Origin of the sequence: Marivirga harenae, from assembly GCF_030534335.1 — a bacterium.
Lineage (GTDB): Bacteria > Bacteroidota > Bacteroidia > Cytophagales > Cyclobacteriaceae > Marivirga > Marivirga harenae.
Map to the genome: position 1 here is coordinate 1875532 of NZ_CP130565.1, position 17621 is coordinate 1893152.

Genomic DNA, 17621 nt, shown 5'->3' on the forward strand with positions numbered 1-17621 from the left:
GATTAGCTTATTTCAACTAACTCAATTTCAAAATTTAAGTCTTTTCCTGCTAAAGGGTGATTAGCATCTAAAACTATATGATCATCATTTACTTCTGCTACTAAAACAGGTAAAGCTTGACCGTCAGGCTGTTGCATTGATAATTGCATGCCCACCTCAGGTTTTATTTCTTCCGGAACTTTATCTTTAGGAACCGGAACCATCATATCATCTCTTTTGTCACCATAAGCTTCCGCGCTTGGGATATCTGCAGTTTTCTTATCTCCAACTGCCATTCCGTCTACCGCATTGTCAAAACCGGCAATCATCTGTCCTGCACCCAATTCAAATTCGATTGGTTCTCTTTCCAAAGAACTATCGAAAACAGTGCCGTCAGTTAATTTACCTGTGTAGTGAACTTTTACTTTGTCGCCTTTTTTTGCTGTTGACATAATTTTTGCTTTTGTAATTTGCTTTTGTAAACTGCAAAGCTACCATTATCATTCCCCAAAGAAAAAATATTCTCCATTAAATCCTAAAATTGTTCATTTTCGCAACATTATCGTACGAAAATGAACAGTATTTATTTGTGATTTATTAAATTGTGAACACTTGAGCCTTATTTTGGCTTTGGCATTGTTTTTATCCAAATATCAATACAAGCAATAAAGTATGGAAAAAGAAATAAATAAGGTTCTAATTATCGATGATGATGAGGATGTATTGTTCGCAGCTAAAATGCTGTTAAAAAAACACGTAAAGGAAGTGATCATTGAAAAAGATCCTCGCAAGATTCCTTTCTTATTGAATCAAGCTACTTATGATGTCATCTTGCTGGACATGAATTTTAGTCAAGATACCACAAGCGGAAAAGAAGGGATGTATTGGTTGGAACAAATCAAAGAACGGGACCCAAAAGCAGTTGTGATTTTAATTACCGCTTTTGGGGATGTAGAAACTGCGGTAAATGCCTTGAAAAAAGGGGCTACTGATTTTGTGTTAAAGCCTTGGCAAAATGAAAAATTGGTGGCGACTATCCATGCTGCTTCACAATTGAAGAATTCCTACAATCAAGTAAGTCGATTAGAACAAGAAAAGCAACAATTGGAAGAATCTATAGATGCTCCTTTTAAATCAATAATTGGGGAAAGTAAGGCTTTACAGAATGTCTTCACTATTATTGATAAAGTGGCAGCTACAGATGCCAATGTTTTGATTTTGGGTGAAAACGGAACTGGAAAGGAATTAATTGCGCGTGCTTTGCATAAGAAGTCGAGCAGGAAAGATAACTCTTTTGTAAGCGTTGACATGGGAGCTTTGACCGATTCGTTATTTGAAAGTGAACTATTTGGACATAAAAAGGGAGCTTTTACCGATGCTAAAATAGATCGGGCAGGTAGATTTGAGATAGCTGATAAAGGTACTATTTTTCTGGATGAGATAGGGAATTTAAGCGCTCCGCTCCAAGCAAAGCTTTTGAATGTCTTACAAAATAGAACGGTGACCCGTTTGGGAAGTAATGAAGCAATTCCATTTGATACGCGCTTAATCTGTGCAACCAATGAGGATATTAATGCTAGAGTTAACGAAGGTGATTTTCGACAAGATTTACTTTACAGAATCAATACAGTAGAAATTCATTTACCTGCTTTACGAGAAAGAATTGAAGATATCCCACTATTGGCTGAGCATTTTATTGGCATTTATGCTAAAAAATATAAAAAAGAGAATATGAAAATTAGCCAAAATGCACTAAGGCTATTACAAAAATATCATTGGCCCGGTAATATCAGGGAATTGCAACATGCCATAGAACGTTCCTTAATCATGGCCGATAATTCCACCTTAGAAGCCGATGATTTCTTCTTTTTATCTAAAGGAGGGAGTTCAAATTCTCTGCAAGCTTCAACTATGGATGATAGTTTTAATTTGGAAGACGTTGAGAGGCAAACCATTCAAAAAGCAATACAGATTCATGGAGGTAATATTTCGAAAGCAGCTGACGAGCTAGGGCTAACTAGAGCTTCTTTGTATAGAAGATTAAGTAAATATGACCTTCAATAATCCACTTCTAAAAAAGTTCTTAATACGACTGATCTTGTTAATCTTGACAGTATTTGTATGGGCAATTGTTTCTGTTCATAATGAGTCTTTCTTTCTAGGATTGGTTTTTTTGGTACTGATCATTATTCAAGCAAGGGCTTTTTTTAAAGAACAGGCTGCTAATGAAATCTCCATCAATCGCTTTTTGGAGCAATTGAAAAAGAATGAAATAGATTTTGAACCGGAGGAAAAGAATGAGGAGTTGAAAAATCAGTATAAAGCCATTATCAATTCAATTAAAGAGCGACAGAAGGAAAAAGAAGCCGAGTACCAATATTTCAGAAATATAGTCCAACATGTCGGTATTGGTATTATTACGTTTAATAAGTCTGGTGACATTCAGCTATATAATTTTGCGGCAAAAAAATTATTGAATACTTCTTATCAAATAAATAATATCAATCAGCTCGCTAAAGTAAGCGAGGAGTTATTGGAAACCTTCAGGGAGCTAAAAACGGGAGGAAGTAAATTAATTCAAGTGAATATAGGCGAAGAGAGTAGGCAATTGTCAGTTTATGCTATAGAGCTGCAATTGCATGATAAGCACTTTAAATTAGTTTCGTTGCAAAATATTCAAACCGAACTAGATGAAAAGGAAATGGAGGCATGGAGAAATCTTATTAGAGTATTGACTCATGAAATCATGAATTCCGTAACACCTATTTCTTCCTTAACAGGCACCACTCGTGAAATGCTGAGTGAATATAAAGTCAACGATGCGGAGCAAGTACCTATCAAAATGGATGATATGGAAGATTTAATGTATTCACTTAAAACCATCGAAAATAGAAGTGAAGGCTTAATTAGGTTCTTGAATGAGTTTAGAAACTTGACCCATACTCCAACTCCAAAGCTCAAAAGCGAAAACATCAATATTCTTTTGGAAGGAATTTGCTTGCTTATGAGCAAAGATTTAAAGGGGAAATCAATTCATGTTCACAAGGCACTTGACGAACGGATTCCCGAAATTTCAATTGATCGGGAGTTGATTGAACAAGTAATCATCAATTTAGTTAAAAATGCTTCAGAGTCCTTCGATTCAGATCAACTTGAAAAAAATATATGGATTAGTTCCAACCTCGATGCCAAAAAAAGAGTCGTTATAAGTGTGAAAGATGACGGAACAGGAATAGAACCTGAAGCATTAACTAAAATATTTATTCCGTTCTTTACTACCAAGAAAAACGGCTCAGGTATCGGATTGAGTCTATCAAAAGAAATAATGAGAAAACATTCAGGTAATATATCAGTTCAATCAACGTTAGGACTTGGAACAGAGTTTGTATTAAAATTTTAGTGATTACCCTTTAAAAAGTTATATTTGTGGAAAAAATAATTAAAATGCCAAAAGAAGAAATTCAAAAAACTATTACAAACATATTAGTTGAGAAACTTGGGATTGCTAGCTCAGAGGTGACTGCAGACGCGAGTTTTATCAAGGATTTGGGAATAGATTCATTGGACTATGCAGAATTGGTGATGGAATTCGAACAAAATTTCAATATCAGAATTCCAGATATGGATGCAGAAAAATTGTCTACGATTAATCAGGCAGTTAAATATATAGATGAGAAAATCCAGTCTGCTGACTAAAAATTCTTAATAGTACCGGCTTTGATTTAGTACCGATGGCAAAATCTTATTGACCATCGGTTTTTTATTTGTCCTCATAATACTCCATTCATCAAAACTAATGTTAAGTTTTGATGAATTAACTAACAAAAGTAGAAGCATATCGTTTTTTGCTCATTGTTTGCTAGCTACTATCAACCGTTATGAAATTCAAACTTTTAATTTTACTGATTTTTTCGGTCAGCCATTTACATGCTCAAAAGTATACTATAAGCGGATACGTCAAAGAAGCAGGTTCTGGTGAAGTTTTAATTGGTGCTACAGTTGTGGATAAAAACCAACCCGGAAATGGAATGGCCACTAATTTGTACGGCTACTATTCATTCGATTTGCCGAAAGGTGAGTACATCTTAAAAGCAAGCTATGTTGGCTATGCTTCGAAGGAAATGAAAGTTAGCCTTACGGAAGATAAATCGATCAACTTTAATTTACAAGAAGAAACTTCAAGTCTAGAGGAAGTAGTGGTCTCAGCAACAAGAAGTGATGAAAATGTCAGTTCTGTAAAGATGAGCACCGAAAAACTGCAAATTGACAGGATTAAATCTATGCCCGCGCTTTTTGGGGAAGTGGATATAGTGAAGAGCTTACAATTATTGCCGGGAGTTTCTACCGCTGGAGAAGGTACATCGGGCATGTTTGTGAGAGGAGGAAGCTCAGATCAGAACTTAATTTTACTTGATGAAGCAACCGTGTACAATGCCAGTCATTTGTTAGGATTCTTTTCAGTTTTTAATCCTGATGCGGTAAAAAATGTAGAGATCTATAAAGGAGGTATTCCTGCCAAGTATGGAGGAAGGATTTCTTCCATTTTGGATATTCAAATGCGTGAAGGGAATAATCAGGAATTTGAGGCCTCGGGCGGCATTGGTAGTATTAGCAGTCGTTTAACTGCAGAAGTCCCGCTAGTTAAGGGGAAATCTTCCTTGCTTCTTTCTGGAAGGAGAACCTATGCTGATCTATTTTTAACTTTTGCGCAGGACGAAAATATCAGAAACAACACATTATACTTCTACGATTTTAACACCAAATTTAACTATCGCTTTAGCGATAAAGATAAAATTTTCGTTTCTGGGTACTTTGGACGTGATAACCTGGGATTCCAAGATTTATTTGGATTCGATTGGGGGAATGCAACAGTATCTACCAGATGGAACCACCTTTTCAATGATAAACTATTTCTAAATACTACTTTGCTGTATAGTAATTTTGACTACGGATTTGATATAAATACTGCAGGTTCAGGCTTTATTTGGAATTCTGGTTTACTAGAATACAATTTAAAACTGGATTTTGATTATTTTTTAAATAACAATAATACTCTTTTCTTTGGAGCTAATGCTATTTACCATGTTTTTGCACCTGCAGAAATACAGTCACAAGATTCTAATGTGCAAGACTTCAATCTTCAAAATGATTATGCCGTTGAAACCGCTCTTTATGTAAGTAATCAACACACGATTACTGATAAATTAAGCATGGAATATGGCCTTCGCTACTCATCTTTTGCTAAAATAGGCGCAGATTCTGTTTCTATTTATACTGAGGGACAAAGGAAAAGTCCTGAAAATGAAATCAGGACTGATGTTTATGAAAGTGGGGAATTAGTAAAACACTATGGAGGTTTTGAACCAAGATTGGGAATTCGGTATCTCGTCAATTCTAAAACTAGTTTGAAGGCATCCTACAATAGAATGCGTCAATACTTGCAAGTAGCTACTAATGCTACAGCAGGGTTCCCAACTGACCGATGGATTCCAGCTGATTATCATATAAAGCCAGTAATCGGGGATCAAGTAGCCATTGGATATTTTAGAAACCTGAAAGACAATGCATGGGAAATATCAGTTGAAGGTTATTACAAATGGCTACAAAATGTGGTGGATTTCCTACCTGGAGAAGATGTTTTGCTAAATGACAGAATAGAAACAGCAGTTGCTGAGGGAAAAGCTTGGTCATATGGAGCCGAATTTATGTTGAGGAAAAATACTGGAAAAACTTCAGGTTGGATAAGTTATACTTTAGCAAGAACCCAGCGACAAATTGAAGGGGTGGCTAGTGGTGATCCCTATTTGGCTCGCTATGACAAACCACATGATATTTCAGTAGTAGTATCACATAAATTTTCCGAACGACTATCATTTTCTGGTAATTGGGTGTATGCTAGTGGTGCAGCGGTAACCTTTCCTGAAGGAAGATATATCATGAGCGGGCAAAATATTCCATATTATGATGATTCCAAAAGAAACACCAGCAGAATGCCTGATTTTCACCGAATGGATTTAGGCCTGACTTACGAATTAAAAAGTAGATGGAAGCGCTATGATCACGAGATTAATGTTTCTTTCTATAATGTATATAACCGTAAAAATCCATTTTCTATAGAATTCAGAGAGGTCAATAACAATGATCCAAATTTCAGTGAATCTCAAGATGGTCCGATAACGAGTACTAGACCTGCTGCAGTAAAAACTGCTTTGTTTGGCATTATTCCTTCCATCACCTATAACTTTTCTTTTAACTAATGAAAGCGAGCAGAAACAAAATATTAAGCCTTCTTTTAGCGGTATTAGTGAGCTGGTCTTGTCAAGAAATTATCGATTTGGATTTGGAACAGTCAGAACCTAAGTTGGTCATTGAAGGCAGGTTGGTCAATGAGAGATCGTTTCAGAAAGTAAAAATTTCAGAGAGCTTAAATTATTATGATACTAGCGGCTTGTCACCTTTTACCCAGGCCGAGGTTAGTTTACTGGATAGTGACTACAACGTAATCGATGAATTTGTTTATTATAGTGAAGACAGTGCTTATAGATCTAACAGACCGATAGAGCTTTCTGTAGGACAAGAATACATTCTTCAAATTGAAGCTAAAGGTGAATTGTTAGAGGCAAAAGGTGAAATTTTAGAGAATGCCACTTTGGATTCTTTGTATTATTTATCAGCTGAAGAATTAAATAGTTTAGGTCAACCTGCCTTCGGGGACGGGTTCTTCATGTTTGTGAACGGAAAATTGAATAATGAAGGAATTGAATATTTTAAGCTTGATGTAATCGTAAATGATACCCTTCAAAATTCTAGAGGGGATTTGTCAAACTCTGTTTTAACGTCAGAATTTTTTGGTAAAGAGTTTAGTGCATTACCAATTCCTGGTTCGTTCGAAGAGGAGGATTCTGTTGGATTGGAGCTTTACACAATAAATGAGGACGTCTACCAGTATTATGTTGAGTTTATTAATCTGCTATTTAACGATGGAGGGGTTTTCAGTCCACCACCAGTGAATCCGACATCTAATATAAAGAACATAACAAACCCTGAAAATAAACCTTTAGGATTCATTCAATTTAGCTCAATTCAAAGGAGAAGTATCGTAATAAAAGCTAGAGAATAATTATTTCTATTGCTTGAACTTTTGTTGATTGTTATTCGCGAATTTTGTCCATTGGTTTTTCCACTATTAATTTAATATTGAGTCTTTTTTAAAGGAATGTTACTATAGTTGTAATAAGTCTAAAAATCTTTTCAATTGTTTAACAGGCACTTAAACATGGAATAATAATCAATGATGACCTTTAAGAAACCAATAAAGGTCATGATAACACACTATAAAACTTTAGTCATATCTGACGTGCATCTTGGCACCAAAGGATCCAAAGCGAAAGAACTTGTCAAATTTCTCAAGCAATGTAGCTGCGACCGATTAATTCTCAATGGAGATATTATTGACGGTTGGCAACTAAAAAAGTATGGCACCTGGAAAAGGAAACACACCCGTTTTTTCAATAGAATTCTTAAAATGATTGAGGATCATAAAACCGAAGTGATTTATTTAAGAGGAAACCACGATGATTTTTTGGACCAAGTACTTCCATTCAAAGTTGGAAATTTGACCATTACGCGTGATATAGTAATTGAGAGTAATGGTAAGAGGTTTTATGTTGTACATGGTGATATTTTTGATTCTATTACTACAAATCTTAAATGGATAGCTAAATTAGGAGATGCAGGTTATACATTTTTGTTGTGGGTCAATTCTCAATACAATCAATATAGAAGGAAAAAAGGTCTGCCCTATTACTCTCTAAGCCAAGTAGTGAAATCAAAAGTGAAATCTGCAGTTTCTTATATTGATGATTTCGAAAAACAACTTGCAGAAATAGCAAAAATAAAGAACTGCGATGGAATCATATGTGGACATATTCACCAAGCTGCATTAAAGGAAATTAATGGTTTAATATATATGAATTCAGGTGACTGGGTTGAAAGCATGAGTGCACTAGGTGAAGACAAAGAAGGAAACTGGTCTTTGGTATACTATGCGGACACATCAGATTATATATCAAATCATAAAAAGATGGGTAAGATTAATATAAAGGAAATAACTGAATCGGAAGAATTAAACTTACGAAAAAAGACTGCATAATTATTTATTTCTGAAAAGGCTTTATATTCGAATATGGCTTTAATCAGTAAAAAGAAAAAAATATTTCCTGTAAGTGACCATTTGATGAAGTATCTAAAAAATCATGGTCGTCAATTGGATATCCCTATTAAGTATGATGATTTAACACGAGCAAATAATGCCATTCCGCTCTATGACAGCGAAGATAAAGATACGCTCTGGGAAACATTGTTTTTCCCACAAGATGATATGAAGCATATCTACTATGGTCTAAAAAATATATATGCTATTCTCAAAGCAGACGGTGATTTGTCTGTAATGGAGCATCTTTATGTTGATAGAGTGGATGCATGTACATATGGAAATACGTATCCTTTCCGTGTCAGAATAGTCAATAAAATCAACGACAATTTTGATTACTTCTATATCAAAAAAGCCGATGCCTCCAGAATTTATGGATTGGAATTAGAGCATTTATTGTCGCCCAATAGGATGAGTTATATTGTAAATGGTGCGACATTAATCGAGGAACATATTCCTGGTATTCCTGGCGACCAGTTTATAAAAAACTATATGGATGATGCTAAATTAAACAAAATTAGACTGGCAAAAGAATTTGTGAAATTCACTGAAAGATGTTTTGTACGTTTATTGGGTGATATGCATTCTAGTAATTTTGTAATAGATATTACCCCTGATTTTGAAGAAATCCACTACAGAATTAAATCTATAGATTTTGATCAACAATCTTATGAGGGTCGGAAAGCTGTGTATATGCCTCAGTACTTCAAACAAAACAACCCTATTATTGAATTAGGCCTTGAGCTAATGACGCCTGCAACTGTCAAGCAATATCAAAAAGAGGAACGATCCCTGATTGTAAATAGGATGAAAGCATCAGATCATAATCTGAAGGAGCTGATGAGAGCTATGAAAAAAGATAAATTAACAACCCCTGAAAATTTGAAAAATCTCAAAGCGGAACTTGCTGAACACTACAAGCACCAGGAGTTTAATAATTGCAAAAGCATGGGAGAAGTGGTAGCAGTAAGCTTAACCTATCTGAAAGAACATAATAATTTAACGAATCAAAACAATTTTTTGAGCTAAGGTATCCGTGATTTCTTGCATGAAAGTTTTAATTACCACGTATTCATCTGGCATGTAAATGACTTTATCATAGTTAATACTATACTCAATTTTCAATGTATCCCCCATTTTTTTGCATTGGTACATCAATTTTCCTTTCCCATCTGGAAGTGCTACATTTTTTTCGGAAGGAAATTCCAATACCGTCCAACCCTCAGGGATGGAATAGGAATAGCTAGCTTTTCTAACTAATGGAGTGTACAAAGTTAAAGGATTTTGTCTTTTTTCAGCTTGAAGTGGATTCTCAGGGAATTCATTGAAAACAATAGGTTGAATTTCCATATAGTTTTTTGCAATTGAATCTGCAGGTCTAGCAAAAGACAAATACTCTTTTATAATTTTAGATTCTTCAAATTGATCATTTACCTCATGTTTCTTAATGTTCCAATCCATATTTTGAAATATGGTTTCAATGAGGTAGTCGTTGTAAGTTCTATTGTTGTTTAGAAAACGGGAGTCGAAATTATATACAGCATAGCCTTCTCTTTTAACCTCATATTCACCATTGATTGTGGCAGAATCTGAGATAACGAATTCTGCTGTTATCATTTCCTTGTCTTCATGGTCAAAGCTTAAGGGAACAAAGCCAGGTGCATCTTGAGAAATGACTAAGCCGCCATTGTTTACATAATCAGGAGGAAGCATATTGAACAATAAATCCTTTTCAGATGCATCCATAAAATAATTATCCCCATTATACCTAACCATACTTATATATGTATCGAATAATTCGAAATTTGGATTATCAGGATATGTAGGTCTGTTGGAAATTGTGCTCAAAGCAACCAAATAGGCATCGAATCCAGACTGGTTCAGCATTTTGGTTAATATCATATTTATTTGTTGTGGAGTACCTTTTCTAGCTCTGTAAGCTTCCTCCAAGCTTTTATCTCCGTATGTTAAATCTATATTGAAGTTATTTCTAATGAAGAAATAAAACCCTTTTATGACATCCATTTTAAGTAATTGTGGGTGGTAGATCCGGTCAATTTCTCTTTGTAAGTAGCTGCTTTTTGAGTAAACGTCTTTGAAGAATGGAGCGCCAGCCCAATTAAATGCTAGTTCCTCATAATTCTGTGGCAACAAAAATTCGGTATTCTGTCTAGGAAGGGTATATTCTGCCAATTCAAATTTCAATTTGGAAACAAAATAGTCGTATCCCGGAACGTCATTTTCTTGCACGTAGGCAGGAATACTATCCATTTGATAATTCTCAATCAAGATGTCTGTTTGTTTGTCGTTGATCATTTTTTTAACAGTTTTCCTGCTAAAGTCATTTAAATTCAATAGACCTTCCAAATACTTGTAGAAGAGTAAATAATTAGGAGTTTCAGTAGTGTAAATTGATTTTAAGACTGGTATGTCATTTTGAAAATACCACGTATTCAGCTCTTGCCAATCAGCAATCTTTATTTGATAGGAGTATTCAATAATACTTCCAACTTTCGCATTGGGTAACGAAAAATAATTTTCCACTATCCCATTATTTACCTTTTTCTTAATAGTGGCAGAATTTAAACTGTCAATAACTAAAGAATCATTTGCCCCTAGATTATAGGTTTGTCCTTTTATAGACAGCAATGAATCACTTTCACTGTATGGAATCATTACATTTGCCCAGCTAAGTCCAGATTCTTTTAAGATTTCTATTTTTGTAGTGTGTGTAAAAATGAGTTCAAAATCTTCGTTATAGACACTTTGTCCGCTGTCTAGTAAGATGATTGCTTCGGCTCCTAATCCAAATGCAGAATCTGAGGATTGATCTTTTTCTTGAGCAAAAATTTGTAAGCAAAGTAAAATGGAAAGAAAAATAGTAAGAATTATTTTCTGCATATTGAATCTAATTTATTGAGATATATCAAATATTAAAAGTCAGAATATTACTAGCAATTATTATTCCAATTGCAATTTAACATTATTTAATACGGTTAATAAAGCTTTACGTTTGCTTGATCGGAATTACAACTAAAATATACTTTTTAACTGACTCAAACAATCTACTTCATGGGTTACACTAGATTTATGTTCTTGTTTTTTGGGATTGTAATAGACAGTATCCATTCCGAAATTTCTAGCTCCCATGATATCGGTTTGAAGATTGTCTCCAATCATAATACTTTCATTTTTCCTTGCTTCCGCTTTATCGATTGCAAATTTAAAAATAGAAGACATGGGCTTTTTGTAACCGGCACTATCTGAGGTCACAACAGTTGAGAAATATGTATTTAATCTGGATTTTTCTAGTTTAAGTCTTTGAACATCAGTAAAACCATTAGTCAAAATATGAAGTTGGTAATTATCTTTGAGGTAATCAAGGACTTCAAATGTATATGGCATTAAATGTGGTTTTGTAGGACATAACATCAAATATTCGTCAGATAATTGGTCACTCAATTTCCTATCATCGATTTCGAACTGATTCAATATTCTCAGAAACCTTTGCTCCCTAATTGTGTCTCTCGATATTTTGCTTTTGTTAAAATCACTCCAAAGTGATTGGTTTACTTGTTCAAAACATAGATTGAAATGATCACAACTGTCGATTCCTAGTTTGTTGAGTTGATATTTTAGAAATAGTTCACCTAAAGCCTCATTTGAATTTTTTTCATAATCCCAAAGCGTATGATCTAAATCAAAAAAAATATGTTTGTATGATTTTATTTCACCCATTTTTTACTGTGTAGTTTGTTTAAAGCTAATGCTCTATTGGAGTACATCACTTTAAAGGTTTCTAAATCTTTCTGTAATTGCTGATCTTTTTCTACAAATTTTAAAGTCTGCGCTAATAAATCTTTTACTTCTTCTTTAACATAATAGAACACCCACTGGTCTACCTTCTTAGAGTTCAAAACGCCATTATTCTTTAAGTAAGAAATGTGTCGCGATGTTTTGGCTTGCGTAAAATCTAAAATTAACTCTAAATCAGATATGCACATTTCCTGATTTTGGTGAACCAGAAATAGAACACGCAAGCGTGAGTCGTCCGATAAACATTTATAAAATTGTACACTGAAGTTTAAAGTAAAATTCTTTAGCCTCATAGAACCTAGATAGTTAGCAAGGTAAAAGTAATAAAGGAATAATGAACTTTTGCATCTATTTAATAATTATCATTCTTATAACTATAGCTTAACTAATACGTTATCAATTTAGTTTTAGTAAACTAGAATAGGTATTTTGAAGGTGTTACTAAGCACTGGAAGATATATTTCTAGAATTCGCTTTAATCCATTATATTTGTAGTGAATGAAGATTAATAAAGCCATATTATTATTTTGTTTAGTAATTGTACCCTTTCTATCTTATGCTCAAGAAGAGACGGAGGAAGACCGGGTGATTCAATTTACGGGAGTTGTTTTAGATCAAGACAGTGCCAGTGTTCCTGGAGTCCATATATATACCCCAGTCTTTGGAAGAGGAACATCCACAAATCAGTATGGTTTTTTCTCTATGCCTGCTTTAGAAGGTGATAGTTTAGTAATTAGTGCAGTGGGTTTCAAAAAGGCCACATACATCGTTCCCAAAATAAAGACATCTACATTAAAAGTAATATTTCAACTTGAATCTGATACAGAAATGCTTAATGAGGTTCAGGTTTACAATTTGCCACCTACTGCGGAAGCTTTCAAGAAAGCGCTTCTTGCTGTAAGACTGCCAGATGATTATGACAATATGAACAGAAATCTTGATCCTGCAACTTTGCAAGAAATGTATAAATCCTTGCCTGCTGATGGCTCCATGAACCATCGTTGGTTTGTTCAGCAACAAGCATTTTACGATCAGACCAGAAGTTCTGTGAGAATAAATCCACTTCTTAATCCAATGTCTTGGGTTGAAATATTTAGAGCTATAAAAAGAGGAGACTTTCAGAACAATGATTAACTCCTCTATCAGAGCTTAATTATTTCTATGAGTTTTTGATGAATTTTGGGAAATCCTGTATTTTTCAAATTTGAATTTATCTGTACCTTTTAATTGAACTCCACTAAGTAATTTTAATATAAATTTAGTTTCTTGCTGAAGCACTTATTTGGAAATATCGTCCATAATAGGTCAATTATTTTTTTAAATGGTAGCTTTCTGTTTATTTTAAGAATTGAAATGCTTTTATAGCTTGAAAAAAATTCTCGTCATATCATCCATCTTGTACCTAAGCACGTTTATTTTAGGTGCACAGTCATTTGAGGAAATTCTTGAAAAGGGATCAGGGAAGGTTAAAGTTTATTATTACCCAATTGAACCTTTTATTTATCAAGATGAAATTGGGAATTTACTAGGAATAGAAAAGGAAATGATGGATTCATTTCTTCGGTTTATTGAAAAAAAGTATTCTGTTAAACTTTTTGTAGAATGGGAGCAAGTGCCCACCTTCGATTCTGTATTTGATTATGTCAATAAATCAATGATTCCAGCATTTGGGGTATCAGTAATTTCAAAAACAAAAGAGCGTTCAAAATTAGTTGGCTTTTCTTACTCATATATGCCGGATGTTAGTGTTTTTATTACGCATCTGTCAGTTCCTCCATTAGAAGACGGTAGTAATTTAAGGACGCACATTGACGGCTATGAGGCAGCTACTATGTCCAGCACCACCTATGAAGATGATTTGAACGAGCTTAGTAATCAATATGAATTGAATTTAAATTATGTTGATGTGCCAAATGATGAGGATATTATTCGATTGGTGAGCAGAAATAAGGAGATGGTTGGCTACGTTGGTTTACCATTTTATGTAATCGAAATTGCCAAGGGTCACCCTGTTAAGAGACACAGTAAATTCCAGGTCAAAAGAGATGGATATAGATTTGTTTATCAGTTAGGTAATGGACTTGATAAACCTGTAAAAAATTATTTTGAAAGTTACTTGTATAGAGCAGAAGCGGATAAAATTATTAGGAGATACCTAGGGAATGATTATTCAGAATTGATTTGGGGTTTGGCTGGAGATAATATTACAGGTAGTGCCGATGAAATTGCATTTTTGAACAAAGAGAAAGAAATTCAAAGTCAAAGTTTGATGGCTTCTGAAAAGCAAAAAGAATTACAATGGACCATCATTTTATCTGTTAGTTTTGGATTACTTTTTGTTACTATTATAGTTTTTTTATTGATAAGATCTAATCGCATTCGTGAAAGGGACAATGTACTATTGACAGAGAAAAGTGAACAATTAGAAGAATTGTTGTCTGAATTGAACAGGAGTAAAGATGAATTGTCCCATCAAAGGCAACTTTTGCAGAAAAAGAATAAGGAATTAACAGATATAAATAAGCAGAAAGACGATTTAATTGGAATTGTAGCTCATGATTTAAAAAGTCCCATCAATCAAATGAATGGGTTAATAACAATTTTGGGATTTAAAAGTGAGAAGTGGGATAAAGAAGAGGTTCAGATTTTTGAAAAACTTGAGAATTCCAACCATCATCTAAAGGAGTTGGTTGAGCGTATCTTAGACTTGGAATCCATTCAGAAAAGGAGCCTCAATTATAAAGTTAAAACCGTTGATTTAGCTAATATTTTAATGGAAACTGTATCCGAATTTAGAGAAAAAGCGGAGTCTAAAAATATTTCAATTGATACAAGCCAAGTTCTCCATGGGAAAACTGTCATGGTAGATTCTTTTTTTCTAAAACAAGTTTTTGAGAACTTAGTGAGCAATGCTTTGAAATTTTCTCCATTTGGGAGCAAAGTTGTAATTGGGAGCGAAACACATCACGAATATCATCATGTTTTCGTCAAGGACGAAGGACCAGGCATATCTGAAAAAGATAAAGTAAAATTATTTTCTAAATACATGACCTTGTCTGCTAAACCAACCGGAGATGAGACTTCCACAGGGCTTGGCTTGTCCATAGTCAAAAAGTATGTAGAGGAAATGAACGGAAGTGTGTGGTGTGAAAGTGAATTGGGTAAAGGGGCCAAGTTCATCGTGGCATTTCCAAAAATATAAACCATTTAAAAATAAACTATATGAGAATTATTGTAGTAATAATTTTGCTAAGCTTTTTGGCTACAGCTTGTAATAATGAAAATGAAAACAAAGTCATCTATCTAGTTCGACATGCAGAAAAAGATGTAACCCCTAAAAATGATCCTCCTCTCACCACTGATGGCGTAATAAGGTCTGTGGATTTGGCTAGTTGGTTCAATGATATAAAGGTAGATTCAATTTTTTCAACGGATTATGCTCGGACACGTGAGACAGCCGAGCCAGTTGCGGAGCGTCAGAATCTTCAAATCTCACTATATGAACCCAAGAACTTTGCAACAAAATTAAAAGCATTAAAAGTGGATACTATTTTAGTAATAGGTCACAGCAATACCATTCTTGAAGAAATAGAAGCGTTGGGTTTTGAAAAGCCACAAAAGGAAATCAAAGAAAGTGAATATGATAAAATTTTTGAGTTAAGATTTGCTTCAGGCGAGGTTATTACCCACAGCTATGGATCAAAATATAAAGAATAATTTCAAACATTTTGTGTCTAAATTGATTTTGATTTCATGCACTTAAGACTCAAAACTAAAGTCAACCAAGACTTTTTATCGGTAAAAAGCGGATTTGATGAAAAACTGTTTTTATCCTTGAATCCTCCTTTTCCACCAGTTAACCTAAAGGAGTTTGGAGGTTGTGAAACAGGTGATAGGGTGCATCTCGAACTGAATTTTATTTTTTTTAAACAGGATTGGATTAGCAAAATAACTTTTGATAATACCTCAGATTCTGTTTTTGAATTTGTAGATGAAGGCATCAAGTTACCATTCTTTTTAAAATCATGGAAGCATCATCATGTGGTTGAGAAAATCGATGAAAATGAATCTAGTATCATAGATGATATTGAATTTAAATCACCATCCATATTAATGGATTACTTATTGAAGCCTGTTTTGTGGCTTCAATTTGCTTATCGGAAGCCCATTTACAAGAAGATATTTCAGGCTGTGGGTGCATAAAACACAGATTAATCCCTCATATGTTCTCTACTAATAGCAAATATTTATAATTTTGCTTATTATGTTAATAAAACTATGAGGGGCAAGCTACTATTCGGCATATTGTTATTTTTTTTTAGTACACTCGAGCTTTCGGCAAGTTCGGTAACATTTAAGCATAAAGAAAATTTCAAAATCAAGCTTCAGGATCCAACTTATCCTCAATTAATAAGCTATTTTCCAAAATTTGCGTACCCAACCTCCACAGAATTTCAATTAGTAGGAATGGATTTTCATTTCTATTTATTGAGTCTGAATGATACTCAATACTATTTATGGATTAAAGACATAAACTTGGATTTTGAGATTGAAGTATCACAGCCTGAAAGGAATGACCAAGACATCTTGATCGTGTCAGTAGAAAAGTGGCGATCTGGAAATCTTAGTTTAAGCAATTCTAAACTTAAGAAACTCAATAGTATAGACCTTTATTATTCGAAAGCTTTAGATAGCATAGAACATTTAGCTTTAAGTGATGATAAATATGGAGCTGAAACCGGCTATAATACTACGGTATGGAGTCATAGGTCTGCTAAGCGTTTATTTAATTTTGCTATAGAGAATTATAATCAGGAGTTTGAGGAAAATATAGTGGGATATTCATCCAAGTATGTCAAGTATTGGCAATTGATGTATAAATTATTTTATCAATATTTTCATACCAGTGCTTTTAAAGGATTGAAGAAAATTGAAATGAAATCAGAAATAGAGTCTGATTTTGGGGAGCCCGAATCAAATGCCTTGGTTTTTTATCATTTCTTTAGAATCGGACTGCCTTTATCCGAATTAGAAGAGAATTACCAATTACTTAAAGGTGATTTAAGTGATAGGGAAAAAAACATAGTTCAGGAACTGATCCAAATGCAAAAGTTAAAGGAGCTATCTGTTCGATCCGAAATAGATTTTATTTTTGGAATTGACATAGACGGAGCAATGGAGAACTATATTTCCCGTGATTCATCTGAAAGGTCGTATTTACTAGTTTTTTGGTCAATCTGGGATACAGACATAGCCCACGAATTTAATTTGTTAGAAGATTTAAAACTAGAAGTAAAGGACAATTTCAGATTCGTGCATATCTGTATTGATGCTTACGAAGTGCCTGAAAAAACCAAAGCATTTATTTATCAAAATAGGATAAGAGGTCATCATTTATTACCCGAACAATCTAATGCCTTTAGAAAAAGTAGATATAAAAATGACTTAAATATACGGAATTTCCCATTTTACATAATTTTAGACAAAAAGGGTGAAATTATTGAATCAGAGTCAATGTCATTAATTATCAGTGATCGTCTTGAAGAAAAGTTGATCAAAGCAGGTGCAAAAAAATAGCTCTACAATTATTGTAGAGCTATTACTTTTGAGATAA

General features: G+C 33.9%; 16 protein-coding genes. 12 read left to right on the forward strand and 4 right to left on the reverse strand.

What is annotated here, in order from left to right:
- Positions 1–2: 2 nt before the first annotated feature.
- Complete coding sequence (locus Q3Y49_RS08025; protein ID WP_303271786.1) at positions 3–431, reverse strand: FKBP-type peptidyl-prolyl cis-trans isomerase; 429 nt, start codon at positions 429–431, stop codon at positions 3–5.
- A gap of 220 nt (positions 432–651) precedes the next feature.
- Between Q3Y49_RS08025 and Q3Y49_RS08030 the strand changes: the two genes are divergently transcribed.
- From Q3Y49_RS08030 to Q3Y49_RS08060, 7 genes are all read left to right on the forward strand, one after another.
- Positions 652–2043, forward strand: coding sequence for a sigma-54-dependent transcriptional regulator (locus tag Q3Y49_RS08030; protein ID WP_303271787.1), 1392 nt, complete (start codon positions 652–654; stop codon positions 2041–2043).
- Positions 2044–2086: 43 nt separating this feature from the next.
- Positions 2087–3379, forward strand: a complete 1293-nt coding sequence (locus Q3Y49_RS08035) for a sensor histidine kinase (RefSeq protein WP_303271788.1) — start codon at positions 2087–2089, stop codon at positions 3377–3379.
- A gap of 44 nt (positions 3380–3423) precedes the next feature.
- The gene (locus Q3Y49_RS08040) at positions 3424–3675 is read left to right on the forward strand and encodes an acyl carrier protein (protein ID WP_303272095.1); all 252 of its coding nucleotides are present in this window, start codon (positions 3424–3426) and stop codon (positions 3673–3675) included.
- 182 nt (positions 3676–3857) lie between these two features.
- A complete protein-coding gene (locus tag Q3Y49_RS08045; RefSeq protein WP_303271789.1) occupies positions 3858–6236 on the forward strand; it encodes a TonB-dependent receptor in 2379 nt (792 codons plus the stop codon).
- Complete coding sequence (locus Q3Y49_RS08050) at positions 6236–7099, forward strand: DUF4249 family protein (RefSeq protein ID WP_303271790.1); 864 nt, start codon at positions 6236–6238, stop codon at positions 7097–7099. Before Q3Y49_RS08045 ends, Q3Y49_RS08050 begins: the two co-directional genes overlap by 1 nt.
- A gap of 201 nt (positions 7100–7300) precedes the next feature.
- Positions 7301–8131 carry a UDP-2,3-diacylglucosamine diphosphatase gene (locus tag Q3Y49_RS08055; RefSeq protein WP_303271791.1) on the forward strand — a complete coding sequence of 277 codons (831 nt, stop codon included), beginning with the start codon at positions 7301–7303 and terminating at the stop codon, positions 8129–8131.
- A 33-nt stretch (positions 8132–8164) separates the two neighbouring features.
- Positions 8165–9220 carry a hypothetical protein gene (locus tag Q3Y49_RS08060; protein ID WP_303271792.1) on the forward strand — a complete coding sequence of 352 codons (1056 nt, stop codon included), beginning with the start codon at positions 8165–8167 and terminating at the stop codon, positions 9218–9220.
- Here Q3Y49_RS08060 and Q3Y49_RS08065 read toward each other — a convergent pair.
- The 3 genes from Q3Y49_RS08065 to Q3Y49_RS08075 all read right to left on the reverse strand — a co-directional run bounded on the left by Q3Y49_RS08065 (position 9191) and on the right by Q3Y49_RS08075 (position 12300).
- Complete coding sequence (locus Q3Y49_RS08065) at positions 9191–11092, reverse strand: DUF3858 domain-containing protein (RefSeq protein ID WP_303271793.1); 1902 nt, start codon at positions 11090–11092, stop codon at positions 9191–9193. The genes Q3Y49_RS08060 and Q3Y49_RS08065 overlap by 30 nt on opposite strands.
- 132 nt (positions 11093–11224) lie before the next feature.
- Positions 11225–11929, reverse strand: coding sequence for a YjjG family noncanonical pyrimidine nucleotidase (locus Q3Y49_RS08070; RefSeq protein WP_303271794.1), 705 nt, complete (start codon positions 11927–11929; stop codon positions 11225–11227).
- Complete coding sequence (locus tag Q3Y49_RS08075; RefSeq protein ID WP_303271795.1) at positions 11917–12300, reverse strand: ArsR/SmtB family transcription factor; 384 nt, start codon at positions 12298–12300, stop codon at positions 11917–11919. Before Q3Y49_RS08075 ends, Q3Y49_RS08070 begins: the two co-directional genes overlap by 13 nt.
- A gap of 205 nt (positions 12301–12505) precedes the next feature.
- Between Q3Y49_RS08075 and Q3Y49_RS08080 the strand changes: the two genes are divergently transcribed.
- The 5 genes from Q3Y49_RS08080 to Q3Y49_RS08100 all read left to right on the forward strand — a co-directional run bounded on the left by Q3Y49_RS08080 (position 12506) and on the right by Q3Y49_RS08100 (position 17584).
- Positions 12506–13141, forward strand: coding sequence for a carboxypeptidase-like regulatory domain-containing protein (locus Q3Y49_RS08080; protein WP_303271796.1), 636 nt, complete (start codon positions 12506–12508; stop codon positions 13139–13141).
- 232 nt (positions 13142–13373) lie between these two features.
- Positions 13374–15209, forward strand: a complete 1836-nt coding sequence (locus tag Q3Y49_RS08085; protein ID WP_303271797.1) for an ATP-binding protein — start codon at positions 13374–13376, stop codon at positions 15207–15209.
- A gap of 20 nt (positions 15210–15229) precedes the next feature.
- A complete protein-coding gene (locus Q3Y49_RS08090) occupies positions 15230–15724 on the forward strand; it encodes a SixA phosphatase family protein (protein ID WP_303271798.1) in 495 nt (164 codons plus the stop codon).
- A gap of 36 nt (positions 15725–15760) precedes the next feature.
- On the forward strand, positions 15761–16210 hold the full coding sequence (locus Q3Y49_RS08095; RefSeq protein ID WP_303271799.1) for an SRPBCC family protein: 450 nt from the start codon (positions 15761–15763) through the stop codon (positions 16208–16210).
- A 75-nt stretch (positions 16211–16285) separates the two neighbouring features.
- Positions 16286–17584 carry a TlpA family protein disulfide reductase gene (locus Q3Y49_RS08100; protein ID WP_303271800.1) on the forward strand — a complete coding sequence of 433 codons (1299 nt, stop codon included), beginning with the start codon at positions 16286–16288 and terminating at the stop codon, positions 17582–17584.
- The last annotated feature ends 37 nt before the right edge of the window (positions 17585–17621 follow it).

Excerpts from the sequence above, each read along its gene's own strand:
- Q3Y49_RS08025 (WP_303271786.1), bottom strand. The coding sequence starts at position 431 with ATGTCAACAGCAAAAAAAGGCGACAAAGTAAAAGTTCACTACACAGGT.
- Q3Y49_RS08030 (WP_303271787.1), top strand. The coding sequence starts at position 652 with ATGGAAAAAGAAATAAATAAGGTTCTAATTATCGATGATGATGAGGAT.
- Q3Y49_RS08040 (WP_303272095.1), top strand. The coding sequence starts at position 3,424 with ATGCCAAAAGAAGAAATTCAAAAAACTATTACAAACATATTAGTTGAG.
- Q3Y49_RS08045 (WP_303271789.1), top strand. The coding sequence starts at position 3,858 with ATGAAATTCAAACTTTTAATTTTACTGATTTTTTCGGTCAGCCATTTA.
- Q3Y49_RS08050 (WP_303271790.1), top strand. The coding sequence starts at position 6,236 with ATGAAAGCGAGCAGAAACAAAATATTAAGCCTTCTTTTAGCGGTATTA.
- Q3Y49_RS08055 (WP_303271791.1), top strand. The coding sequence starts at position 7,301 with ATGATAACACACTATAAAACTTTAGTCATATCTGACGTGCATCTTGGC.
- Q3Y49_RS08060 (WP_303271792.1), top strand. The coding sequence starts at position 8,165 with ATGGCTTTAATCAGTAAAAAGAAAAAAATATTTCCTGTAAGTGACCAT.
- Q3Y49_RS08065 (WP_303271793.1), bottom strand. The coding sequence starts at position 11,092 with ATGCAGAAAATAATTCTTACTATTTTTCTTTCCATTTTACTTTGCTTA.
- Q3Y49_RS08070 (WP_303271794.1), bottom strand. The coding sequence starts at position 11,929 with ATGGGTGAAATAAAATCATACAAACATATTTTTTTTGATTTAGATCAT.
- Q3Y49_RS08075 (WP_303271795.1), bottom strand. The coding sequence starts at position 12,300 with ATGAGGCTAAAGAATTTTACTTTAAACTTCAGTGTACAATTTTATAAA.
- Q3Y49_RS08080 (WP_303271796.1), top strand. The coding sequence starts at position 12,506 with ATGAAGATTAATAAAGCCATATTATTATTTTGTTTAGTAATTGTACCC.
- Q3Y49_RS08090 (WP_303271798.1), top strand. The coding sequence starts at position 15,230 with ATGAGAATTATTGTAGTAATAATTTTGCTAAGCTTTTTGGCTACAGCT.
- Q3Y49_RS08095 (WP_303271799.1), top strand. The coding sequence starts at position 15,761 with ATGCACTTAAGACTCAAAACTAAAGTCAACCAAGACTTTTTATCGGTA.
- Q3Y49_RS08100 (WP_303271800.1), top strand. The coding sequence starts at position 16,286 with ATGAGGGGCAAGCTACTATTCGGCATATTGTTATTTTTTTTTAGTACA.